An 18,276-nucleotide genomic window follows, 5' to 3' on the forward strand; every position below is an offset into this window, starting at 1 on the left:
TTTTATTCTTCGGCGGCGGGCTGTTTTTCAGGCACCGGGTCGTAGCGGTTTAGAATCCGCGTTACAATGGCGTAAACCACACCGCCCGTCAGACCACCGGTCAAGTCGGCCACAAGGTCCAGCGCACTACAGTCGCGGCCTTCTACAAAACTCTGGTGGTATTCGTCGGTGCAACCGTAAGCGAGAGCAAGCACGCCCACAATCAGCACGCGCAGCCACTGGCGCTTGGACCATTCATTGCGAGTCCAGAGCATGGCGTAGCAACCGGCGAGGGTCGCATATTCGCAAAAGTGAGCCAGCTTATCCCAGATGTGCGGAAAATCTTCAAGCTCTTCATTGGTAAGCGAAGACAACTTGAAAATGATTGCCATGCAAAGCACGCAAGGCACTGCGCGGAAAAAAGGGTACTTGTCAAAAAGACTCTCAAACATCGTGGCGCCAAATGTAGAAATTTTCCCTAGGCGGCAACAGCTTTTTCTACATTTACACTCATGAAAGCGATTACCTTGAAAGCCGGACGCGAAAAGTCCGCATTGCGTTACCACCCCTGGATTTTTAGCGGAGCCGTTGACGAAGTTATCGGCGACCCGGAACTTGGCGACACCGTTGAAGTTTACAGCTACAAGAGCGATTTTCTGGGTCTTGCGGCGTACTCGCCCAAGTCCCAGATCCGTGGGCGTTTCTGGACCTTCGGCGAAAAGGCTAACATCGATCGCGAATTCTTTAGCGACTTGCTAGACCGCGCCATTGCCGCCCGCAAGAGCCGCGGCTTTGACATCGAAGACAAGGACCGCGCCTTCCGCCTGATTAACGCCGAAAACGACGGCATCCCGGGATGCATCATCGACAAGTACGCCGACATCTATTCCGTGGAAATCTTGGCTGCCGGTGCCGAAGTCCACCGCAAAGACATTTATGAACTGCTGGCCGAAAAAACGCACTGCCGCGGCATTTACGAACGCTGCGATTCTGACGTGCGCAAAAAAGAAGGCCTGCAGCTGCGCACCGGTTGCGTATACGGCGAAGTGCCCGACGAACCGGTCATCATCAACGAAAACGGAATTCTCTTCCCCATCGATGTGAAGAACGGCCACAAGACCGGTTACTACCTGGACCAGCGCGACGCTCGCCGCCGCATTGGCGAACTTTCGAAGGGCAAGAAGGTCCTCAACTGCTTCTGCTATACCGGCGGCTTCGGACTTTATGCCCTCCGCGGCGGTTGCGAAAAAGTTTATCAGGTGGATGTTTCCAAGGACGCGCTCAAGCTCGCCAAGGAAGGCATCATGCGCAACAAGCTCAGCACCGCCCATGCCACCCACGTGGAAGCCGACGTATTCCAGTACTTGCGCAAATGCCGCGACAAGGCCGAAACCTTCGACCTGATTGTGCTGGACCCGCCCAAGTTTGTGGAAAGCAAGGACAACCTGCAGAAGGGAGCCCGCGGCTACAAGGACATCAACTTGCTCGCCATGAAGCTTTTGGCCGAGGGCGGCATGCTCGCGACCTTTAGCTGTTCCGGACTCATGGAAATGGACTTATTCCAGAAGATTATCGCGGATGCCGCCGCCGATGCCCATCGGCGCGTTCAAATCATTGAACGCTTCGGCCAACCCGCCGACCACCCTGTGAATACAGCCTTCCCCGAAGGCCAGTACCTCAAGGGCTTGCTGGTTCAGGTCATTTAATTATTTTGAAATTCTATCAGCCTACTTTATTTCAAACGTAGGCTGGTCTTCGGTAAAGGATACCGCAAGAGTCATTTTCTTGCGGCCGAGGGTGCGTACCACCGAGAAGGAATCGCCATCGCAGACAATCTCCAGCTTGCCGTCACGAAGTACGGCATTCTTGTTGCGCAATTCCGTCAGTTCCTTCACAAGGCCATACACCAGTTCCCGCTGCATTTCGGGAAGCTTACTCCAAGGCACACTCCGACGATTATCGGGGTCCTTGCCGCCCTTCATGCCCAGTTCTTCGCCATAGTAGATGCAAGGAGCACCCGGCATAAAGAACATCAGCGTAAGGGCCAAGCGGATCCGTTCCCAGCTGGCGCAGGGCTGCGATTTCAGGCGAGTGGTGTCGTGACTTCCCAGCAGGTTCATGGGCATATCGCCACGGCCTTCGGGAAATGCTTCGCGCAAGCGCTTGCAGAATTCTTCTGTAGAAATGGAATTCTCGTCGAAGAGGTACTGCATCACCGCCTTGCGGAACACGTAATTCATTACGCCGTCGAACTGGTCCCCCTGTAGCCAACGCTCCGGGGCATCCCAGATTTCGCCCACGATATAGGCATCCGGATTCACCTTCTTGACGCGGCGGCGGAATTCCTGCCAGAAGGAATCGTCGTTGATTTCGTTAGGAACGTCCAGGCGCCAGCCGTCAATGCCGCGGCGCATCCAGAATTCCCCTACCGAGAAAAGGTATTCCCGCACGTCAGGGCAATTTGTATTGAATTTCGGCAATGCCGGAAAGTTCCACCAGCATTCGTAATTGGGCTTATCGGTGTAGGCATTCAGGGGCCAGCCCTTCACATGGAACCAATCCACGTAGGGCGAATTCTGTCCCAGTTCCATGAGACTGTTGAACTGGAAGAATCCGCGAGAGCAATGGTTGAACACGCCATCCAGAATGACGCGCAATTTTAACTTGTGTGCTTTTTTGACTAGACGGTCAAAATCTTCCATGGTGCCCAGCACCGGGTCGATTTCGAAGTAGTCCACCGTATGGTAGCGGTGGTTGGAATTGCTCTTGAAAATCGGGCACAGGTAAATGGCGTTTACGCCCAAGCCCGCAATGTACTCCAACTTGTCTTCGATACCCGCCAGGTTTCCGCCGAACATGTTTTCGCGAGTGGGCTTGCTCCCCCACTCCACGAACTTGCCTACAGCATGGTAACGCTCCGAACGGCAGAACCGATCCGGGAAAATCTGATAAAAGATTGCGTCTTTGACCCAGGCTGGAGCGAACATCCTAAATCTTCCACATGGGGCGGCGCTTGCGCACATCCACGAGCATGCGAATATCGGAACTGAGAGAAGAGTAATCCATCAGTTCATCCACGGAACAGGGCATACGGTAGCACCAGTTGGTGCCGCCCACGGTACCCGGGATATTCACGCGTTCTGCTTCAGGCGCGCACTTGGAAAGGCTTGCCGAAAGGGCGAAGTAATCCTGTATGGGCAAAATGCAGAACAGGCTGTTGGTCGAGTACACATGGGCCAGAATCTGGCGAGCCACCGACGGCGTAACCTCTTCGGGAGCCTTGCCCGGCAAATGAGCGTGAGACCAGTACAATTGGCGGTCAAAATCCTTTTCTTGCCACAGGCCGCGCAACGTCGACGTATCGTGGCAACTAGTGGCACACACGGACATGCGGGGATATTCATCCATATCGTAATACGGAGAATAAGGAGCATTCCAGTTACGGGCCCAGCGTTCAATACGCAGAGAAAGAATGTTGAGTTTGTTCAATACGGCGGGCACGCAAGGCGGCACGGCGCCCAGGTCTTCGGCGCAAACCAGCATATCGGTTTCCTGAGAAAGCACCGACAAGAGCTTGGTAGCGTTGGCTTCCCACAAGCCGTTCTGGGAATCTTCGTTTTCCTTCATGAGACCGCGAAGCTTTTCCTGTTCGTAATCGGGGAGCGTATAGAGCACCGGAGCATTGTACCAGTACCAATAGGGGTAGAACGTATTTTCGTCACCCGAGGGAACAAATACGCGGTTCCAATAAACCTTGAGCAACTTGTCCTTGACTTCCTGGGATTCAGGCATGGCAAGGATAGCCTTTTCGGAACTGTATTCAGGCTTAAGAATCAGGCGATCCGGGTGGCCTTCCAGCTGCATAAAGCAAACGGGAGCAAGCCTATCGGTATCATCACCCAAGAAGTCTCGCAACTGGTCATAGCCGTAATTGGGGCGGCGCAGGTATTCCAGAGTCTCGCGCATAAAGCCCGCAGAAGCAAGCTTGTCGTAAGTCAGCGGCACGCAGGGGTTAAAGTAACCCAGAATGCCCGTGGTTTCGGTCTGCGGAATGGACCAAATGCGGAAGAATCCCAGCACATGGTCAATGCGGTAGGCATGATAGAACTTGCTGGCCTGATCCAGGCGGCGGCGCCACCATTCAAAGTCATCCTTTTCAATGACATCCCAGCGGTACGTGGGGAATCCCCAGTTCTGGCCGCTGTAGCTGAACATGTCAGGAGGAGCGCCAGCGCGGTCATCCAGCGAGAAGTACTTGCGGTCAGCCCAGACGTCGGCACTGTCTTCGTTGATCAAGATAGGAATGTCGCCCTTGATGCGGACACCCATCTTCGAGACTTCGGCAACGGCAGCGCTGAACTGCTTTTCGGCTTCGAACTGCATCCAGGCTTGGAACAAATTATCCTTTTCAAACTTCTTCCAAAGCTTTTCGATATCCTTGGCGGTGGGATCGCGATAATCCTTCCATTCCTTCCAGCTGGCTTCATCGTTCTTGGCCTTCAGCGTGCAGTAAATGCAATAAGGCTTTGCCCAAGCATTGTCATCGACCCAGCGCAAAAGCACCTTGTCTTTTTTCAGATCGTCGTAGCGATTGTCAAAAATCTTGCGAAGGACCAAACGCTTCCAGGTAGAAATATTGTAGTAGTCAATCTTTCCGTATTTTTGGAATTCGGTCTTGCCCTTCTGAATTTCGTCTTCGTATTCAGAAGAACCTTCAACCGACTGCACATTGATAAACACAGGGTTCAAGGCAAAAGCACTGCGGGCACTGTAGGGGCTAGATTCGGCACCCGTGTCGTTCACCGGCAAAAGCTGGATAATATTGAAATTGCAAAAAGCGGCCCAACGGGCAAAGGGAATCAGGTCCAGGAATTCACCGATACCGATGCTCTGCCTGCTATAAAGACTAAAAAGGGGAACGGCCACGCCGCTCTGGAAATAAGAAATGTCACCGTAACGCATAGTCCAAATTTAACTAATTCACTTTTCGGAATCAAGAACAAAAAAAAGCCTTTTCCACATTCCGTGCAGAAAAGGCAATTTCAATAGTTTATTTATTTGTTATTTAAATCAATCTCAGGATTTCCTGGGCGGTCTGTTCGGCAAAGGTATTGTCTTGCACAAAGCGACGGACTTCGGTAGGATTGATTCGTGCATATTCAGAAAGAGCGCGACCGATACCGTTACGAATGTAGTAGTCGTCATCCTTGGCGCAAGTCAAGCAGAACTGCCTGAGCAACGGCCAGTCCGTGCGGTCCTTGTACTGAATCTGGAAAATAATCGCACTGCGGCGAACCCAAACGTTGGGGTCGCGAATCCAAGATGCAATCTTTCCACGGAGCGCCGGCAAACGAAGAGCCAGGTCACCCAACACGCAAGCGGCGAGGGTATCAACGGTATCGCGCCAGGCGCGGGTCTTGATCAACTTTTTAAGGAAGGCAAGGTGCTGTCCACCGAGCAGTGCCCTGTGACGGAACAAATAGTCACAAGCCGCATACTGGATTTCACGATACGGCTGTGCCCACATGTCCTCAACCCTGGCCACCAATTCATCTCCGTCCTTCGGCGGGTTTCTGTCGAATATGGGGTAGGTCACTTCGCGACGGGGAACAAGGCGAATTCCGAGGAAATCGAACTGTTCACGAGCCTTCTTAGACATTTCGTGCGCTTCCTCCTCATTGGAGATTGCGCGAAGAGCAAGTAATATTTCTTGAGTAAACCGAAGCATGTATTACAAAAATAGTCCAAAAAAAATTTTTTTTCTAGGTCTTGACAAGCATTTTTTTGCATTTTTTTTAAATTTGGGTCGCATTTTTTACAATAAAATGACTTTTTTTACTCTTGACAGGCGAAAAACCGCCAAAAAGCCAGGTTTTATGAATCAGAATTTGTCTAATATCGCGCTGAATATCATCGAAGTTCCCCATGAACTCCGGGGACTCTCCGACGAAGAAATCATCCAGAATTCCGAAAGGAACCGGAAAGATTTTAACGGCAAACGCAAGAACGGTGCGGCCCGCCCCTCCAAGAAAGACCGCATTGCCCTGAAGCAACGGAAGGCTTATCTCGAAGCAGAAAACATCGCCTCCGAAATTTTCGGTTCCGTCGCCAAGCAAAAAGACCTGTACTTCAAGCCCAAGACACAGATTCCGGGAATCCCGCCCATGAGCGAACTCCCCCTGGAAAAGCAGATGATGCTGAAGACCTCTTTTACCGAAGAAAGCCAAGGCTACAGCGTTTACAACTTTAAAGAAAAGTCCGAACACGGCAAGCCGCAAGCCATGGTTACGGAAGCTCCCAAGCCCGCCTCGGGCCGAGTACTCAAGGCATCTTTTGGCGCAAAGACCGGCGACAAGCCCAAGGCCGTAATCGTATCGGCCGCAGACCACGCCAAACAGAAGGCCGAGGAACGGGCCAAGAAAATCCAGGACTTCTTTAAAGCCAAGCATCCCGAAGCGACCACCATGCCTGACGGTCAGCCCATCAAGCGCGGTCGTGGACGCCCCCGTAAGAATCCGATTGTTTAAAACAACCGTTCGCGCTCTACAGCAAACAAACTAAAACGAAAACCTAAAAGCGGGCTATGCCCCGCTTTTTTTGATATGTTGTCAAAAAACAAAAAACTCCTTCTCGGGGTGAGAAGGAGTTTTAAGAGGCAACGATCAGACTCGAACTGATGAATAAGGCTTTTGCAGAGCCGCCCCTTACCAACTTGGGTACGTCGCCAAAGTGAAACGCAATATAGGTAATAATTCGTCGCTTTTCAAGGGCAAACCCGCCATTTTTTGCATTTTTTTATCTTTTAATCATGCAAAAGCCGTCATTCAAGGTCCGGTTCAAGGCATTTCTTGTAACCCTGTGGATTAAAAGCCTGCGCATCAGGCTCAAAACACCCCAGCCACTTGAGCCCGGGATCCTTGGAGTATGGCATAAAGATTTGCTGGCCTGCGCCGCCGCCTTTAAAAATTGGGGCGTACACACGCTCGTTTCGGAGTCCAATGACGGCGACCTGTTTGCGACCATCGTACAGAATCTCGGATACAGCGTCACACGCGGATCGAGCACTCACGGTGCCACCAACGTGCGCCACTTGCTCACACCCCTTAAAGAAGGACGCTTTGTAGGCATGGCCCTGGACGGTCCACGCGGACCGGCTCTCCAAGTCAAGCAAGGCTCCCCGTGGCTTGCAAAATCCAGCGGTCGCCCGCTCTGGCTTGTCAACGCCAAATACGGAGCGCACATCACCCTAAAAACCTGGGATAAGTTTGTTTTGCCCCTGCCGCTGACATCTATAGACATCGAAATTAAGTATCTTTGTGACTGAAAACCAACCAAGGTGATATTCATATAAACTAAGGATTGTATCGTGATTTTAATGCCACCCAAATTTGTCGCCTTCGACCTTGAAACCACAGGTCTTAACAACCAAAAAGACGAAATCATCGAAATCGGTGCCGTCAAGTTCACCGTAGAAACCAAGAACGGCAAAGTCGTGCCCAAGCTGCTCGGCGAGCTGGAAACCTTCGTGAAGCCGAACATGATGATTCCGGCCGAAGCCTCCGCCGTGAACCACATCTACGACAGCGACGTGCAAGACGCCCCGGCCGTTGGCGATGCCATCAAGAAGTTCACTGAATTCTGCGGACAGAGCTCTATCCTGCTCGCCCACAACGCCAACTTCGACGCAAGCTTCTTGCGCGTGGCCTACAAGAACAACCCGCAGCTGGTGCCCGGCAACCCGGTCATCGACTCCCTCGCAATTTCCAAGGCGATTCTCCCCGAAGCCAGTTCCCACAAGCTTGGCATCTTGGCAAACATGTTCCAGCGCCGCGACGAAATCAGCATGAAGATTGAATCCGACAAGATGCACCGTGCCGTTTACGACTGCCTGATGCTCATGGAAGTGTTCGTGGCCCTGCTCCGTCGCCGTTTCAAGGAAAAGGACTGGGAAATGGCCTGCATCATGAAGAACATGGAAAAGTACAAGGGCATTCCCCAGTTCATCAACAAGTAAGCATTCTCAAGATACAGCTTTTGATGCGGACATTCATTTGTCCGCATTTTTTATTATAAACAAAAAACCGCTCCCGAAGGAACGGCTTTTAAGATTCTTAGTGATTAAGAAAAGACTTATGCCTTCTCTGCAACCACCCAAACCTTGACCTGAGCTTCAACGTCGCTGAAGACCTTGATCGTCACGGTGTAAACACCGAGCTGCTTGATCGGTTCTTCGAGAGCAACCTGAGCACGGGTAACCTTAACGCCCTGCTTGGTGATGGCGTCAGCGATGTCAGAAGCGGTCACAGAACCGTACAGACGTTCGCCTTCCACAACGCGGCGTTCGAGGTTAACAGAAATCTGAGAAAGCTTAGCAGCCACGTCACCAGCGGCAGCCAGTTCCTTCTGGAACTGAGCTTCAACAGCAGCGCGGTTGTTTTCGATTTCGAGCTTGGCTTCCTTGGTAGCACGAACAGCGAGCTTGCGCGGGAAGAGGTAGTTACGGGCATAGCCGTCCTTAACCTTCACGACGTCAAGCATCTTGCCCAAGTGGGGAACGTTGGCCTTAAGAATAATTTCCATAGTCTAGTTCCTCCTTAGCGCAGACTGTCCGAAACGAACGGGAGAATAGCCATCTGACGGGCACGCTTGATAGCTTCGTTCAGCATACGCTGATACTTGGCAGAGGTGCCAGAAATGCGGCGAGGAATGATCTTACCACGTTCAGAGATAAAGCGACGAAGAGTCTTTTCGTCCTTATAGTCAATGAACTTGATGTTGTTTTCCGTGAACCAGCAAGTCTTCTTGCGGCGGATACGGGTTGCCTGCTTCTTATCTTCAAAAGCCATTATTCAGCCTCCCCTTCTTCTGCGTCAACCGGAATGATTTCTTCGGTGGACTGGGTCTGAGTTTGGTCGTAAACAATTTCGCTCATCGGATAATCAGCGAGAGTCATCCAGCGGAGGACGTTTTCGTTCAGCTTGAGAGCGGCTTCCACAGAGGCGACCGTAGCGGCTTCAGCCTTGTAGTAGAAAATCACATAGAAGCCATGCTGACGCTTCTTGATGGTGTAAGCGAGCTTGCGCTTGCCCCAATCGTCACGGCGGAGGATTTCTCCGTTGCCTTTGGTGATGTTAGCGGCGATAGTCTCGATTTCGGCCTTGATAGCGTCGTCAGAGATCATAGCGTCGATGATCACCATCGTTTCGTATTGTCTCATAATGAGTCCCTTTGGTCTATCGCCCGGAAAACCGACATTGGCTCCGGGAGGGTTCCGATTAAAATCGGTGCCCCAAATATAGAAAAACGAGGTTTTGGTGTCAAACCTGGAGTGGAGGTCAGGTCTTACACCCCTAGCTGCGCACCCAGGAAATAGGTATTCGACCACCCATCAACCCCCCGGTTGAAGGTCTTTTGACCGCCAATTTCGAAAGAAATCCACATCGCGCGGAGCGTACGCTTGGCCCAAGGCCACACTTCACGGAAATTAAAGGCAACTCCCGGCATCACGTTCAGCAGCAATTCCTTCGAGAAGTTGTATTCCACATGTATTTCGCCGGTCGCACCGAACAGTCTAGACAAATTAACACCGCCGCCAATACCCAGCCCAATAGAGAAACCGTCTAGGGCAAACAATTTTTGGCAATCGTCTTTTTCGGCCAGAGTAGAATCGTCTTCAATTTCTTCTACTTCTCTCTTATGAAATTCATCGTCTGTATCGGCAGCCTTTTCCCACCAGTAATGCTGTTCTTCAACCTTTTTACCGCGCACCTGTTTTCTGAAAGAAGAGATGCTGGTATTTTCGAAGCCAAGAAACGGTTCTGCATACAGGTCGAACTTGTCCGAAAAACTGTGGAAACGCAGGTTCAAGCGGTAACGCTGGTACAATACCATCACATCACGGTCCAAGTCCCCGCCAAAAAAGCGGACATTCGTGCCACCGCTCAGCCATTCCTTGTAGAAGTATTCCAACTGGGCTTGCCACGCCCCCATGCAGTCGCATTCGGCCAGCGGGTCATAAACACCCAAACTAAGACCAAAAGAAAGGCCCTCGCCCATATAAGCCGTTTGCCCCGGAAGAGGAATGGTTTCTCGGGTATCCAAGGAAAGGGGATCCACGTCTTCTGCGGCAAAGGCGACAGAAGAACCAAACACAAGCGCAATCAGCAAGAATAAGAAAGGCACGACCCTAAGTTAGAAAAAAAACGGCCCGATATAGGGCCGTTTTTTAAATGAATCGCCTCTTGATTAGTCGTGGGACTTTCGCCCTACGGGCTCAAGTCCGCGATTTTTTAGCTCAGCCATGCCGGCAAGTCTAACAGACGCTTCGCGTCCGTGGTTTCATTTATCAAAAAGGAGTGCATTAATGCACTCCTTCTTCGATAAATTCACCACACTTGCCGTCGCGGCATTCGCTTTATTAATCGTTCATCATATGATTATAGAACTTAGTGTAGTTGTCCTTGTCTTCGGTTTTGCGGATGGCGATGGCGTCCTGCGGGTGACGGTTGAGCATACCGGTAATCATCTGCGGGATGATGTAGCCCCATTCGTACTTTTCCTTCAGCGGGAGGAAGAGTTCCTGGTAGGCATCGAGCACCGGACGCAGATCGTACTTCGGGTTCTTGAGGAAGCCGAGCAAGAGTTCGGTGGTGCAGTTACCGGCGCCACGGCCCATACCGGACACGGAACCGTCGAGGTAATCCACGTGGTCAATGATAGCCTGGATGGTGTTGGAGAAGGCCAACTGCTGGTTGTTGTGACCATGGAAGCCGAACTTCTTGCCCTTCACGATACCGCGGTAACGGGCAATTTCCTTATCGATGTCTTCCTGGTAGAAGGCGCCGAAGCTATCCACGAGGTAAAGCACGTCAGCCTTGCATTCTTCGTTGACCTGGTGCAGGGCTTCGTCGAGTTCCGGACCACGGTCACGGCTCACGGCCATGATGTTGAGGGTGGTTTCGTAGCCCATGTCGTGGAAGGCATTCACCATTTCGATACCCTTGTCAATGTTCTTCACGTAGCTAGCCACGCGGAACATCTGGTACGGGCTTTCGCTGGCGGGCTTCACGGCGTCCATGTTCACGCGGCCCACGTCAGCCATCACAGCCATCTTGATCTTGGAATCGATACCATCCTTGACTTTCCAGAGCAGGTCATCATCGCAGAACTTCCACGGGCCATATTCCTTGGGGTCAAAGAGATCCGGAGAGTTCTTGTAACCCATTTCCATGTAGTCCACACCGGCGGCAGACAGGAGGGTGTAAAGGCGACGCACAAATTCGAGGGAGAAGTCGTGCTTGTTCACAAGACCGCCATCACGGATGGTGCAGTCCAAAACCTTAATGCTTTCGTAGTACATAGTGACTATCCTTTAATTGTTTTCGCGAGCAAATGTAGCTCTATAAATCCGAGGAATCAATAGTCGCAATAAAAAGAGTTCAAAAAAGACTATTTTCAACGCAATATTTGCGTCAATAAAGAATAAAGAGCTATAAATCCGTAAATTTCAACACATTAGAGCACGTTCCAACAGAGTAATCATCTTCTACAAAATGTAAGAATCGCCTCCTACTGCAATTTCGAACACAAATGAAACGGAACGTCATTTCCCACCATTTTAAGATTTAACGCATTATCTGCGTAAAAAAAACATCCGACAACCAGCAAAGAACAAAACCAACAAAAGAAAACGGACGCTCCAACACGGAGCATCCGCCAAATGTCGAGAATGTTGTCACCAATAATTAGTGCCAATCGTTACAACTGACCCTGATTTTTCCTGTTTTAACAGTAAGCCTGATAGTGGAACCGTAGGCAGATTCGTTGGAACTGCTACCAAAAAGGGTGCTGTATTCGTAGTAACTACTGGAATTTGTGCCAGTAATTTCTCCGGAATTGGTGCTAGTCAACCAGGTACCAGTACCATAGCCCGATACGGTAACTCCAGTATCTTCGTCGTATTCGGAGTAGTAGGAATAAAACCTAACGCTGTTGTAGCCAATTTCAGAGCAGGCGTATGTCAGATCGTAGGTGCCAACATCAAATGTCAATCCCGTGGTGCTGTTCAAGGCATTACCGCAATTGGTGCCACAGGAGTAGCCACAAGACAAGTCCATGGTGGTAGAATCCTCGTTCATGACGGTAACCTTGGTGATGCCGGTGTAACTCTTGGAGGTGTAGGCATTGCCTTCGGTATCGGCGGAATCCACTCCCGTCCAGGTGTAGTTGGCAATGGGAGCATATGACTTGCAACCTGAAACCACCCAGGCAGTAGATTCCTTTGTGGAGGCATCTGTATTTTCGCGGCAGGAACAGCCCGTGAGGGTAGAGGGGCGAACCTCTACGACACCTTGACATTGGATGCTGTCATTGCCATTGATGGAAAGATAAGCTTTCCAGGTACCAATTCTGTCGTACACGCTTTTTACCGTTAAGCCATCTGTACCTTGACCGACATAGGTTGCAATCTCCGCGCCCTTCAGTTTCCATTCGTAGGTTGATGACGCAATGTCATCGATAGATGAAGAATCATAGGTATAGAGTTTCCATGTTGCCGTGTCACCTCGATAAACCCATTTTGAATCATGACAATTTCCGTATTCATCATGCCAATGTCCATAACCCAACGGCTGGCAATACCCTGTCACATTTCCGGTTCCCGGTGTGTACTCCACCGTGGAGGCGGAGCTGCCATTGATGATGATAACCGTAGCAGAAGATGAAGAACGGGAACTGGAGGACACGTAAACGGTGATGGGATCCATGGTGGTGCTGATCAACTCACCCTTGCCGTTATAATTATTCGTGATGTTGATGTTCCCCTTGATGGTGCTAGTGTCTTTTCCGCAAACAAAGGTAACGGTGGTGTCGGTGGCGGACGCAATTTTACAACTCTCGCCATCCTTACCCTTTTCGCCAGGAATTATATTACTGATGATTACAGAGTCCTTGCCACAGATAAACGCCACGGCGGTGTCGCCTAAAGCCTTGGCAGAACAGCCTGCACCGCTAACATCTTCACCATTTTTCCCGTCCTTGCCGTTTTTTCCATTGAAGATTACGCCAACCAAGGTATCGGCGCAATAGAGACTGTATCCAGAATCGTCGCCATCTTCGTACGCCGTTGCGTAACAGCTCTTGCCATCAACGCCATTGATACCATCGATGCCATTCTTTCCATTAATACCGTCGACGCCATTTTTCCCGTTGAGGATTACGCCAACCAAGGTATCGGCGCAATAGAGACTGTATCCGGAATCGTCGCCAACTTCGTATGCCGTTGCGTAACAGCTCTTGCCATCAACGCCATTGATACCGTTGATGCCATTCTTTCCATTCAGCACCGCGACAGCGGTCTCGCCACAAATGACATAGATACCGCTCCCATCGGGAATCATGGATGTTTCGCAAGAAGTCCCGTCAATACCGTCCGTACCATCTTTGCCTTTTGCGCCATTAAGAATGATTCCGGTCTTGTCTCCGCATCGGACGGTATAGCCCAAATTGTCGTCCAGTTCGGTCAAGGAACAGCCAACGCCGTCGCTGCCATTTGCGCCATTGATCAGGGAACCAACAACCTCGCCATCACACACCACATCGATTCCAGCAGAGGTCTGGGACATCTTGCAGGTCGCCACATTCTGGATCGAGCCTGATACGGAATTCTGCGTACCGGAGTTAGACTGGTTTGAATCAACCACGTTAGTGGATTCGCAGGCCGCTAATACGAGAGCAGCGGAAAAGAGAATTTTTTCAAATTTCATAAAGGAACACCTCTTTTTTACCGCCATAATATATATACAAAAATGGATAATGTCAAGAAATATTTACAAATATCGCTGCCCGGTAAAACAACATTGACGATTATCACATATTCAGAACATCCGTAACAAAGCATTTGAAATCAATGGCGTTTTAGTTTATATTGGCCTTATGAATTTTAAGAGCCTTGCAAAGATTTCTTTGGCTGTTTCGACTGCAGCCACCGCAGTTTCAGCCAACAACACCTTTTTCATCAACGAGGCCGGCTACGACAACGACAAGCCGGTTTCTATTGTGGTGCAAAGCACCGATGAACTCGAAGGCACCCAATGGACTCTTTGGTACGATCCCGAAGACGGCTCAACCGGGGCATCCGTATCAACGGGAACATTCGGCAAAGGCGTTAACCCGGACAACTGGGCCAAAAACGGCAAGTATTACTTCCTTGATTTGACCCAAAAGCTCCCCACATACACTACAGTCTTGCCCGCCGACCCCATTATAGAACCGGGACACTTTCACATTGAAGTGGCTACAGGCAGTCCATCGTCATCAGACAAATTCTACGTCGGCGAAAAGACACTTGCCAAAAAAACGCTCGGCATGGTCATGGACTACTTCTACAATGACCGCGCCTCCGCAGACGCCATCCAGAAAGAAGACAAAGAACTCCCTGTCTACGGAAGCAGCGGAGTCACCCACGATGCAAGGGGCGGCTGGTACGACGCCAGCGGAGACGCCAGCAAATACCTCAGCCACCTTTCTTACGCCAACTACTTGAACCCGCAGCAGATTCCTTTGACCGTATGGTCGCTCGCCTTTGCCGCAGAACGCATTCCGAGCCTCCTCAAAAGCACCCCTACCAAGGCAACGGCCAGCGATGAAGCAGCCTACGGCGCAGATTTCTTGGTCCGCATGCTAGACGACCAGGGATTCTTCTACATGACCGTTTTCGACAGCTGGGGAGCAAGTTCTCGCAAACTGTGCGCCTTTTCCGGTTCCAACGGCACTTTGAGCGCCAACTACCAGACCGCATTCCGTGAAGGCGGCGGCATGGCGATCGCAGCCCTCGCCCGAATTTCTAAACTCGGCGCAAAGGGCGACTATACCAGCGAGCAATACTTGGACGCGGCTCAAAAAGCCTACGCCCACTTAAAATCGAAACAAAGCATCGGCGGCAGCTGCGCCTACTGCGACGACAACAAAGAAAACATCATCGACGACTACACCGCGCTTCTTGCCGCAACAGAACTTTTCTTCGCCACCAACGGGAAAGGTGAATACATGAACGACATGGAAGAACGCGCCGCCAACCTGGCAGAACGTATCAGCAACGATGGTTACTTCTGGAGCGACAACGCCAAGACTCGTCCCTTCTGGCACGCCAGCGACGCGGGCCTCCCGATAATCGCTCTTTTACGATTCCTCGAAGCAGAAATGCGAATCGAGCGAGAACCGTGCCCCGCCAACGCGGACTGCTCCCTTAACCCAGGCGAAATCGCAATCAGCAAAGCTTATGAAGCAGTCACCAAACATTTAAACTGGCTACTCTCTATCACAAACAAAGTCGAAAATCCCTTCGGTTACGCCCGTCAGACCTACAAGACCAACGGATCCATCAAGGACGGTTTCTTTATCCCCCACGACAACGAGAGCAATTACTGGTGGCAAGGCGAAGACGCCCGTATCGCAAGCCTGGCCGCCGCAACTACCTACGCCATCAAAGCCCTGAGTTACAGCAATTCCAGTGCGGCAAAAAAGTACGCCACCGATCAGCTAGACTGGATCTTGGGCAAGAACCCCTACGGCACCTGCATGATGTACGGTATCGGTAAAAAGAACCCCGCCAAATATAGCGGCCAATCCATTTACGCCACCACCCTGCAGGGTGGCATCGCCAATGGAATCACCGGCAAGAATAACGATGGCTCCGGAATTGCCTGGGATGACGACGGAGTATCGGCAGTCGGTTTCGATCCCCTCAAGGAATCTTGGAACAATTGGCGATGGATCGAGCAATGGCTCCCCCATAGCACCTGGTACTTGAACGCACTGGTCACCCGTTACGACGAGAACCCCCAAAAGATCATTGTGAGCTCCGGTATCCACAATAAAAGGATTGCCTCCGCTAAAGACATGAGCGTTCAACAGCAAGGGCGCACCCTGTCCATCGCCGTGTCGGGAAAACAGCAAGGGCAAGTGGAGCTATTCACGCTGAACGGCGCAAAAATCGCATCAGGCAACTTGACTGCCGGTCACGCCACCCTGAATCTGGGCAACGTCCACGGCGGAATCTATCTGGTCAAGGTCGAAGGCCTTGGCACAAAGAAAATTGCGGTAAAGTAATTACCCTTTTGACAAAGTCAAAAGTACTGCGCCCGCAAGAATGATAAAGGTTGCAAGAAGCAGCTTGATTCGTTCGCGGGCCGTTTTGTATTCGCCAAAAACAAACACTCCCCAGCCCAAGTTTACCAGCAAATTCAACTGCGTGAGAGGGTAACCGATAGCATAACCCAGCACCCCGTTCACATCGATAGCCCAGAAGCAACCGTGCATGCCGACCATCCACAGGACACCCATCAAAATGGTCACAAGGCTCGGGACACGAGTGTAATTGAACATTTTCTTGCGGCGAATTTCAATGATGGCAATGAGAACCTGGCTACCGACAAACAGGCCAATCGTAAAAGGACACAGGAATTCCACATCCGTCATGGAAAGCCCAGACTGGACCGACAGTTTGAAAGGAATCAGGTAAGAGCCAAAAGCGAGACCGCCCAAAAGGGAACGCCAGTTCTTGAAAACGGAACCACCGTGAGACGGAGAAAGGCGGGAAAGTCCAATCAAAAAACAAGCGATGGCCGGAACAGAAAGAATGAACTTCGACTCTTCGTGGAACAGGAACACCCCCGAAAGGAAGGAGGCCAGAATGCTCACGCCCATGGAACGAACGCCAGCCCCGGCAAGATCCGCTTCGGCCTGCACCGCCCAAAAACAGAAAGCTCCACCCGCCACCCACAGAAGACCGCAAAAGAGGCCCACCGGATGAAGATTGAAGGTTCCCGTATAAAAAGCCACCACCAAGGCGCTAAGGAGAGCACCCAAGGTCATCATCGAAAGATATGCCCAGCTAGAATAGGACGGCCATTTTTTTAGCGGCACCATGTAGGAGCCAAAGACAAAAATGGCAAGAATCGCACCAATGTAACTACTTTCCAATGCAGAACCCCGCGAATATGGATTGTAAAATATCTTCGGACGAAATTTCGCCCGTTATGCTCTGCAGAGCGCGACGCACCAACTGCATTTCAAAAGCCAGCAATTCCACAGCCGGATTTGTCTTGAGCAGGTCCAGTACGCGGTTGACTCCGGCGAGGGCCTCTTCGAGACAAGTTTTTTCCCGTTCACTGGTAATCCAGAGGTCTTCCTGATTTTCGTTCTTCTTGAACAAGGCCCCATTCATGAACTTCTTGAGGTCCGCGAGACCCGCACCCGTTTTAGAAGAAATGCAGAGTCCGGTTTCGGGAACAGACTCACGCAAGTCACACTTGGAGTGGACTACAAAATCGGGCGGAACAACCGGATCCTTCGAATCGGTTCCATCGACGACTAAAATCTTGAGGTCCGCTTCTTCCAAAATTTCGCGGCTCTTTTTCATGCTGAGGGCATCCAGTTCGTCGGTGGCCTTGTCCGCAATGCCCGCGGTATCCACCAGGCGGATTTCACCGCCGTCCAAGAACAATCTTACCTCTACAAAGTCTCTCGTGGTACCCGGCACATTACTTACGAGCACGCGGTCTTCGCCGAGGAGCGCATTCACCAAGCTGGACTTGCCCGCATTGGGGGCGCCATAAAGCACCGCCAGCGGAAGCCTGCTCAAAGAGGCCTTGCCACGGAAGCTGTTCAAAATTTGCTGGATCGATTCACGGATCGACACAAACCGCGTTTCCCAACCGGCGAAATCCGGATCCGCCTCTTCTTCGGCAAAATCCACATCCAGTTCCAGGCGGGCAGAGATATCCTTCACCTGGGCCGAGAGAGTCGCGATTTTTTTCGAGAGAGCCCCCGACAAGAGACGGTGGGCATTTTCCAGTTCCGCACGATTCGCGCTGTGAATCACGTCGGCCACGGATTCGGCCTGGGTCAAATCCATCTTTCCGTTCAAAAAGGCCCGACGGGTATATTCCCCCGGTTCCGCAAGGCGTACCCCCTGGATGCCACGAATGGCCTGCAACAGGTCCCTGACAATCAGCGGGTTTCCGTGGGGGTAGAGTTCCAGCACGTCTTCGCCGGTGTAGGAATTGGGCGATTCGAAATAGATGAACAAGAGGCTGTCGAGAACTTTTCCCGACTCCGGGTCGCGAGCCGTTCCGAGATTCGCCTTTCGGGGTTCAAGCCTTTCGGCGGCCTTGGGGCCAAACAGGGCCTCAACGACATTTCGGACGCGGGAGCCGCTTACACGGAGGGCTGCCACGGCACTCACGCCCATGGGCGTCATCGGTGCAACTATGGTTTGGGAATCCATAGGGCGAAAGA

At 51.4% G+C, this 18,276-nt stretch carries 17 protein-coding genes and 1 tRNA gene; 5 read left to right on the top strand and 13 right to left on the bottom strand.

Features of this window, described 5'->3' with window-relative positions; genetic code table 11:
• Window positions 1-2: 2 nt before the first annotated feature.
• Window positions 3-431, bottom strand: a complete 429-nt coding sequence (locus ACJMNB_RS06315; RefSeq protein WP_405340160.1) for a VanZ family protein — start codon at window positions 429-431, stop codon at window positions 3-5.
• A 60-nt stretch (window positions 432-491) separates the two neighbouring features.
• Here ACJMNB_RS06315 and ACJMNB_RS06320 point away from each other — a divergent pair, with 60 nt between their 5' ends.
• The gene (locus ACJMNB_RS06320; protein WP_405340163.1) at window positions 492-1,685 is read left to right on the top strand and encodes a class I SAM-dependent rRNA methyltransferase; all 1,194 of its coding nucleotides are present in this window, start codon (window positions 492-494) and stop codon (window positions 1,683-1,685) included.
• Window positions 1,686-1,706: 21 nt separating this feature from the next.
• On the opposite strand, the gene ACJMNB_RS06325 is transcribed toward ACJMNB_RS06320, so the two are convergent.
• The 3 genes from ACJMNB_RS06325 to ACJMNB_RS06335 form a co-directional block, all read right to left on the bottom strand.
• A complete protein-coding gene (locus tag ACJMNB_RS06325; protein WP_405340165.1) occupies window positions 1,707-2,966 on the bottom strand; it encodes a glycoside hydrolase family 13 protein in 1,260 nt (419 codons plus the stop codon).
• A gap of 1 nt (window position 2,967) precedes the next feature.
• Window positions 2,968-4,941, bottom strand: a complete 1,974-nt coding sequence (locus ACJMNB_RS06330) for a 4-alpha-glucanotransferase (protein WP_405340168.1) — start codon at window positions 4,939-4,941, stop codon at window positions 2,968-2,970.
• A gap of 103 nt (window positions 4,942-5,044) precedes the next feature.
• A complete protein-coding gene (locus ACJMNB_RS06335; protein ID WP_405340171.1) occupies window positions 5,045-5,707 on the bottom strand; it encodes a DNA alkylation repair protein in 663 nt (220 codons plus the stop codon).
• Between the two features lie 148 nt (window positions 5,708-5,855).
• On the opposite strand from ACJMNB_RS06335, the gene ACJMNB_RS06340 reads away from it, so the two are divergent.
• Window positions 5,856-6,506 (top strand): hypothetical protein, encoded by a 651-nt coding sequence (locus tag ACJMNB_RS06340; protein WP_405340174.1) that lies wholly within the window; start codon window positions 5,856-5,858, stop codon window positions 6,504-6,506.
• Between the two features lie 126 nt (window positions 6,507-6,632).
• Here ACJMNB_RS06340 and ACJMNB_RS06345 read toward each other — a convergent pair.
• Window positions 6,633-6,705, bottom strand: a tRNA-Cys gene (locus ACJMNB_RS06345).
• An 82-nt stretch (window positions 6,706-6,787) separates the two neighbouring features.
• On the opposite strand from ACJMNB_RS06345, the gene ACJMNB_RS06350 reads away from it, so the two are divergent.
• Window positions 6,788-7,303, top strand: coding sequence for a lysophospholipid acyltransferase family protein (locus ACJMNB_RS06350; protein ID WP_405340177.1), 516 nt, complete (start codon window positions 6,788-6,790; stop codon window positions 7,301-7,303).
• Between the two features lie 51 nt (window positions 7,304-7,354).
• Complete coding sequence (locus ACJMNB_RS06355) at window positions 7,355-7,993, top strand: PolC-type DNA polymerase III (protein ID WP_254794079.1); 639 nt, start codon at window positions 7,355-7,357, stop codon at window positions 7,991-7,993.
• A 116-nt stretch (window positions 7,994-8,109) separates the two neighbouring features.
• On the opposite strand, the gene rplI is transcribed toward ACJMNB_RS06355, so the two are convergent.
• From rplI to ACJMNB_RS06385, 6 genes are all read right to left on the bottom strand, one after another.
• Window positions 8,110-8,559, bottom strand: coding sequence for a 50S ribosomal protein L9 (gene rplI / locus ACJMNB_RS06360; protein WP_072801475.1), 450 nt, complete (start codon window positions 8,557-8,559; stop codon window positions 8,110-8,112).
• Window positions 8,560-8,573: 14 nt separating this feature from the next.
• A complete protein-coding gene (rpsR, locus tag ACJMNB_RS06365; RefSeq protein ID WP_072801474.1) occupies window positions 8,574-8,825 on the bottom strand; it encodes a 30S ribosomal protein S18 in 252 nt (83 codons plus the stop codon).
• Window positions 8,825-9,196 carry a 30S ribosomal protein S6 gene (gene rpsF / locus ACJMNB_RS06370; protein ID WP_072801479.1) on the bottom strand — a complete coding sequence of 124 codons (372 nt, stop codon included), beginning with the start codon at window positions 9,194-9,196 and terminating at the stop codon, window positions 8,825-8,827. The genes rpsR and rpsF overlap by 1 nt, the downstream gene beginning before the upstream one ends.
• Window positions 9,197-9,321: 125 nt before the next feature.
• A complete protein-coding gene (locus ACJMNB_RS06375; protein WP_405340182.1) occupies window positions 9,322-10,161 on the bottom strand; it encodes a hypothetical protein in 840 nt (279 codons plus the stop codon).
• A 235-nt stretch (window positions 10,162-10,396) separates the two neighbouring features.
• Window positions 10,397-11,338, bottom strand: coding sequence for an aldolase catalytic domain-containing protein (locus tag ACJMNB_RS06380; RefSeq protein WP_405340185.1), 942 nt, complete (start codon window positions 11,336-11,338; stop codon window positions 10,397-10,399).
• A 385-nt stretch (window positions 11,339-11,723) separates the two neighbouring features.
• Window positions 11,724-13,742, bottom strand: a complete 2,019-nt coding sequence (locus tag ACJMNB_RS06385) for a hypothetical protein (RefSeq protein ID WP_405340188.1) — start codon at window positions 13,740-13,742, stop codon at window positions 11,724-11,726.
• 169 nt (window positions 13,743-13,911) lie between these two features.
• On the opposite strand from ACJMNB_RS06385, the gene ACJMNB_RS06390 reads away from it, so the two are divergent.
• On the top strand, window positions 13,912-16,086 hold the full coding sequence (locus tag ACJMNB_RS06390) for a glycoside hydrolase family 9 protein (protein ID WP_405340191.1): 2,175 nt from the start codon (window positions 13,912-13,914) through the stop codon (window positions 16,084-16,086).
• Here the strand turns inward: ACJMNB_RS06390 and ACJMNB_RS06395 are convergent, their stop codons facing one another.
• Together ACJMNB_RS06395 and mnmE are read right to left on the bottom strand one after the other, a co-directional pair.
• Window positions 16,087-16,959 (bottom strand): GRP family sugar transporter, encoded by an 873-nt coding sequence (locus ACJMNB_RS06395; RefSeq protein ID WP_405340194.1) that lies wholly within the window; start codon window positions 16,957-16,959, stop codon window positions 16,087-16,089. It abuts the gene before it with no gap.
• The gene (mnmE, locus tag ACJMNB_RS06400; protein ID WP_405340197.1) at window positions 16,949-18,265 is read right to left on the bottom strand and encodes a tRNA uridine-5-carboxymethylaminomethyl(34) synthesis GTPase MnmE; all 1,317 of its coding nucleotides are present in this window, start codon (window positions 18,263-18,265) and stop codon (window positions 16,949-16,951) included. Before mnmE ends, ACJMNB_RS06395 begins: the two co-directional genes overlap by 11 nt.
• Window positions 18,266-18,276 lie beyond the last annotated feature (11 nt).

Source organism: Fibrobacter sp. (assembly GCF_045131395.1).
Classification (GTDB): domain Bacteria; phylum Fibrobacterota; class Fibrobacteria; order Fibrobacterales; family Fibrobacteraceae; genus Fibrobacter.

Coding starts and splice junctions, on each gene's coding strand:
- ACJMNB_RS06350 (WP_405340177.1), top strand. CDS start 6,788: ATGCAAAAGCCGTCATTCAAGGTCCGGTTCAAGGCATTTCTTGTAACC.
- ACJMNB_RS06330 (WP_405340168.1), bottom strand. CDS start 4,941: ATGCGTTACGGTGACATTTCTTATTTCCAGAGCGGCGTGGCCGTTCCC.
- mnmE (WP_405340197.1), bottom strand. CDS start 18,265: ATGGATTCCCAAACCATAGTTGCACCGATGACGCCCATGGGCGTGAGT.
- ACJMNB_RS06355 (WP_254794079.1), top strand. CDS start 7,355: ATGCCACCCAAATTTGTCGCCTTCGACCTTGAAACCACAGGTCTTAAC.
- rpsR (WP_072801474.1), bottom strand. CDS start 8,825: ATGGCTTTTGAAGATAAGAAGCAGGCAACCCGTATCCGCCGCAAGAAG.
- ACJMNB_RS06385 (WP_405340188.1), bottom strand. CDS start 13,742: ATGAAATTTGAAAAAATTCTCTTTTCCGCTGCTCTCGTATTAGCGGCC.
- ACJMNB_RS06335 (WP_405340171.1), bottom strand. CDS start 5,707: ATGCTTCGGTTTACTCAAGAAATATTACTTGCTCTTCGCGCAATCTCC.
- ACJMNB_RS06315 (WP_405340160.1), bottom strand. CDS start 431: ATGTTTGAGAGTCTTTTTGACAAGTACCCTTTTTTCCGCGCAGTGCCT.
- ACJMNB_RS06320 (WP_405340163.1), top strand. CDS start 492: ATGAAAGCGATTACCTTGAAAGCCGGACGCGAAAAGTCCGCATTGCGT.
- rpsF (WP_072801479.1), bottom strand. CDS start 9,196: ATGAGACAATACGAAACGATGGTGATCATCGACGCTATGATCTCTGAC.
- ACJMNB_RS06380 (WP_405340185.1), bottom strand. CDS start 11,338: ATGTACTACGAAAGCATTAAGGTTTTGGACTGCACCATCCGTGATGGC.
- ACJMNB_RS06325 (WP_405340165.1), bottom strand. CDS start 2,966: ATGTTCGCTCCAGCCTGGGTCAAAGACGCAATCTTTTATCAGATTTTC.
- ACJMNB_RS06340 (WP_405340174.1), top strand. CDS start 5,856: ATGAATCAGAATTTGTCTAATATCGCGCTGAATATCATCGAAGTTCCC.
- ACJMNB_RS06390 (WP_405340191.1), top strand. CDS start 13,912: ATGAATTTTAAGAGCCTTGCAAAGATTTCTTTGGCTGTTTCGACTGCA.
- rplI (WP_072801475.1), bottom strand. CDS start 8,559: ATGGAAATTATTCTTAAGGCCAACGTTCCCCACTTGGGCAAGATGCTT.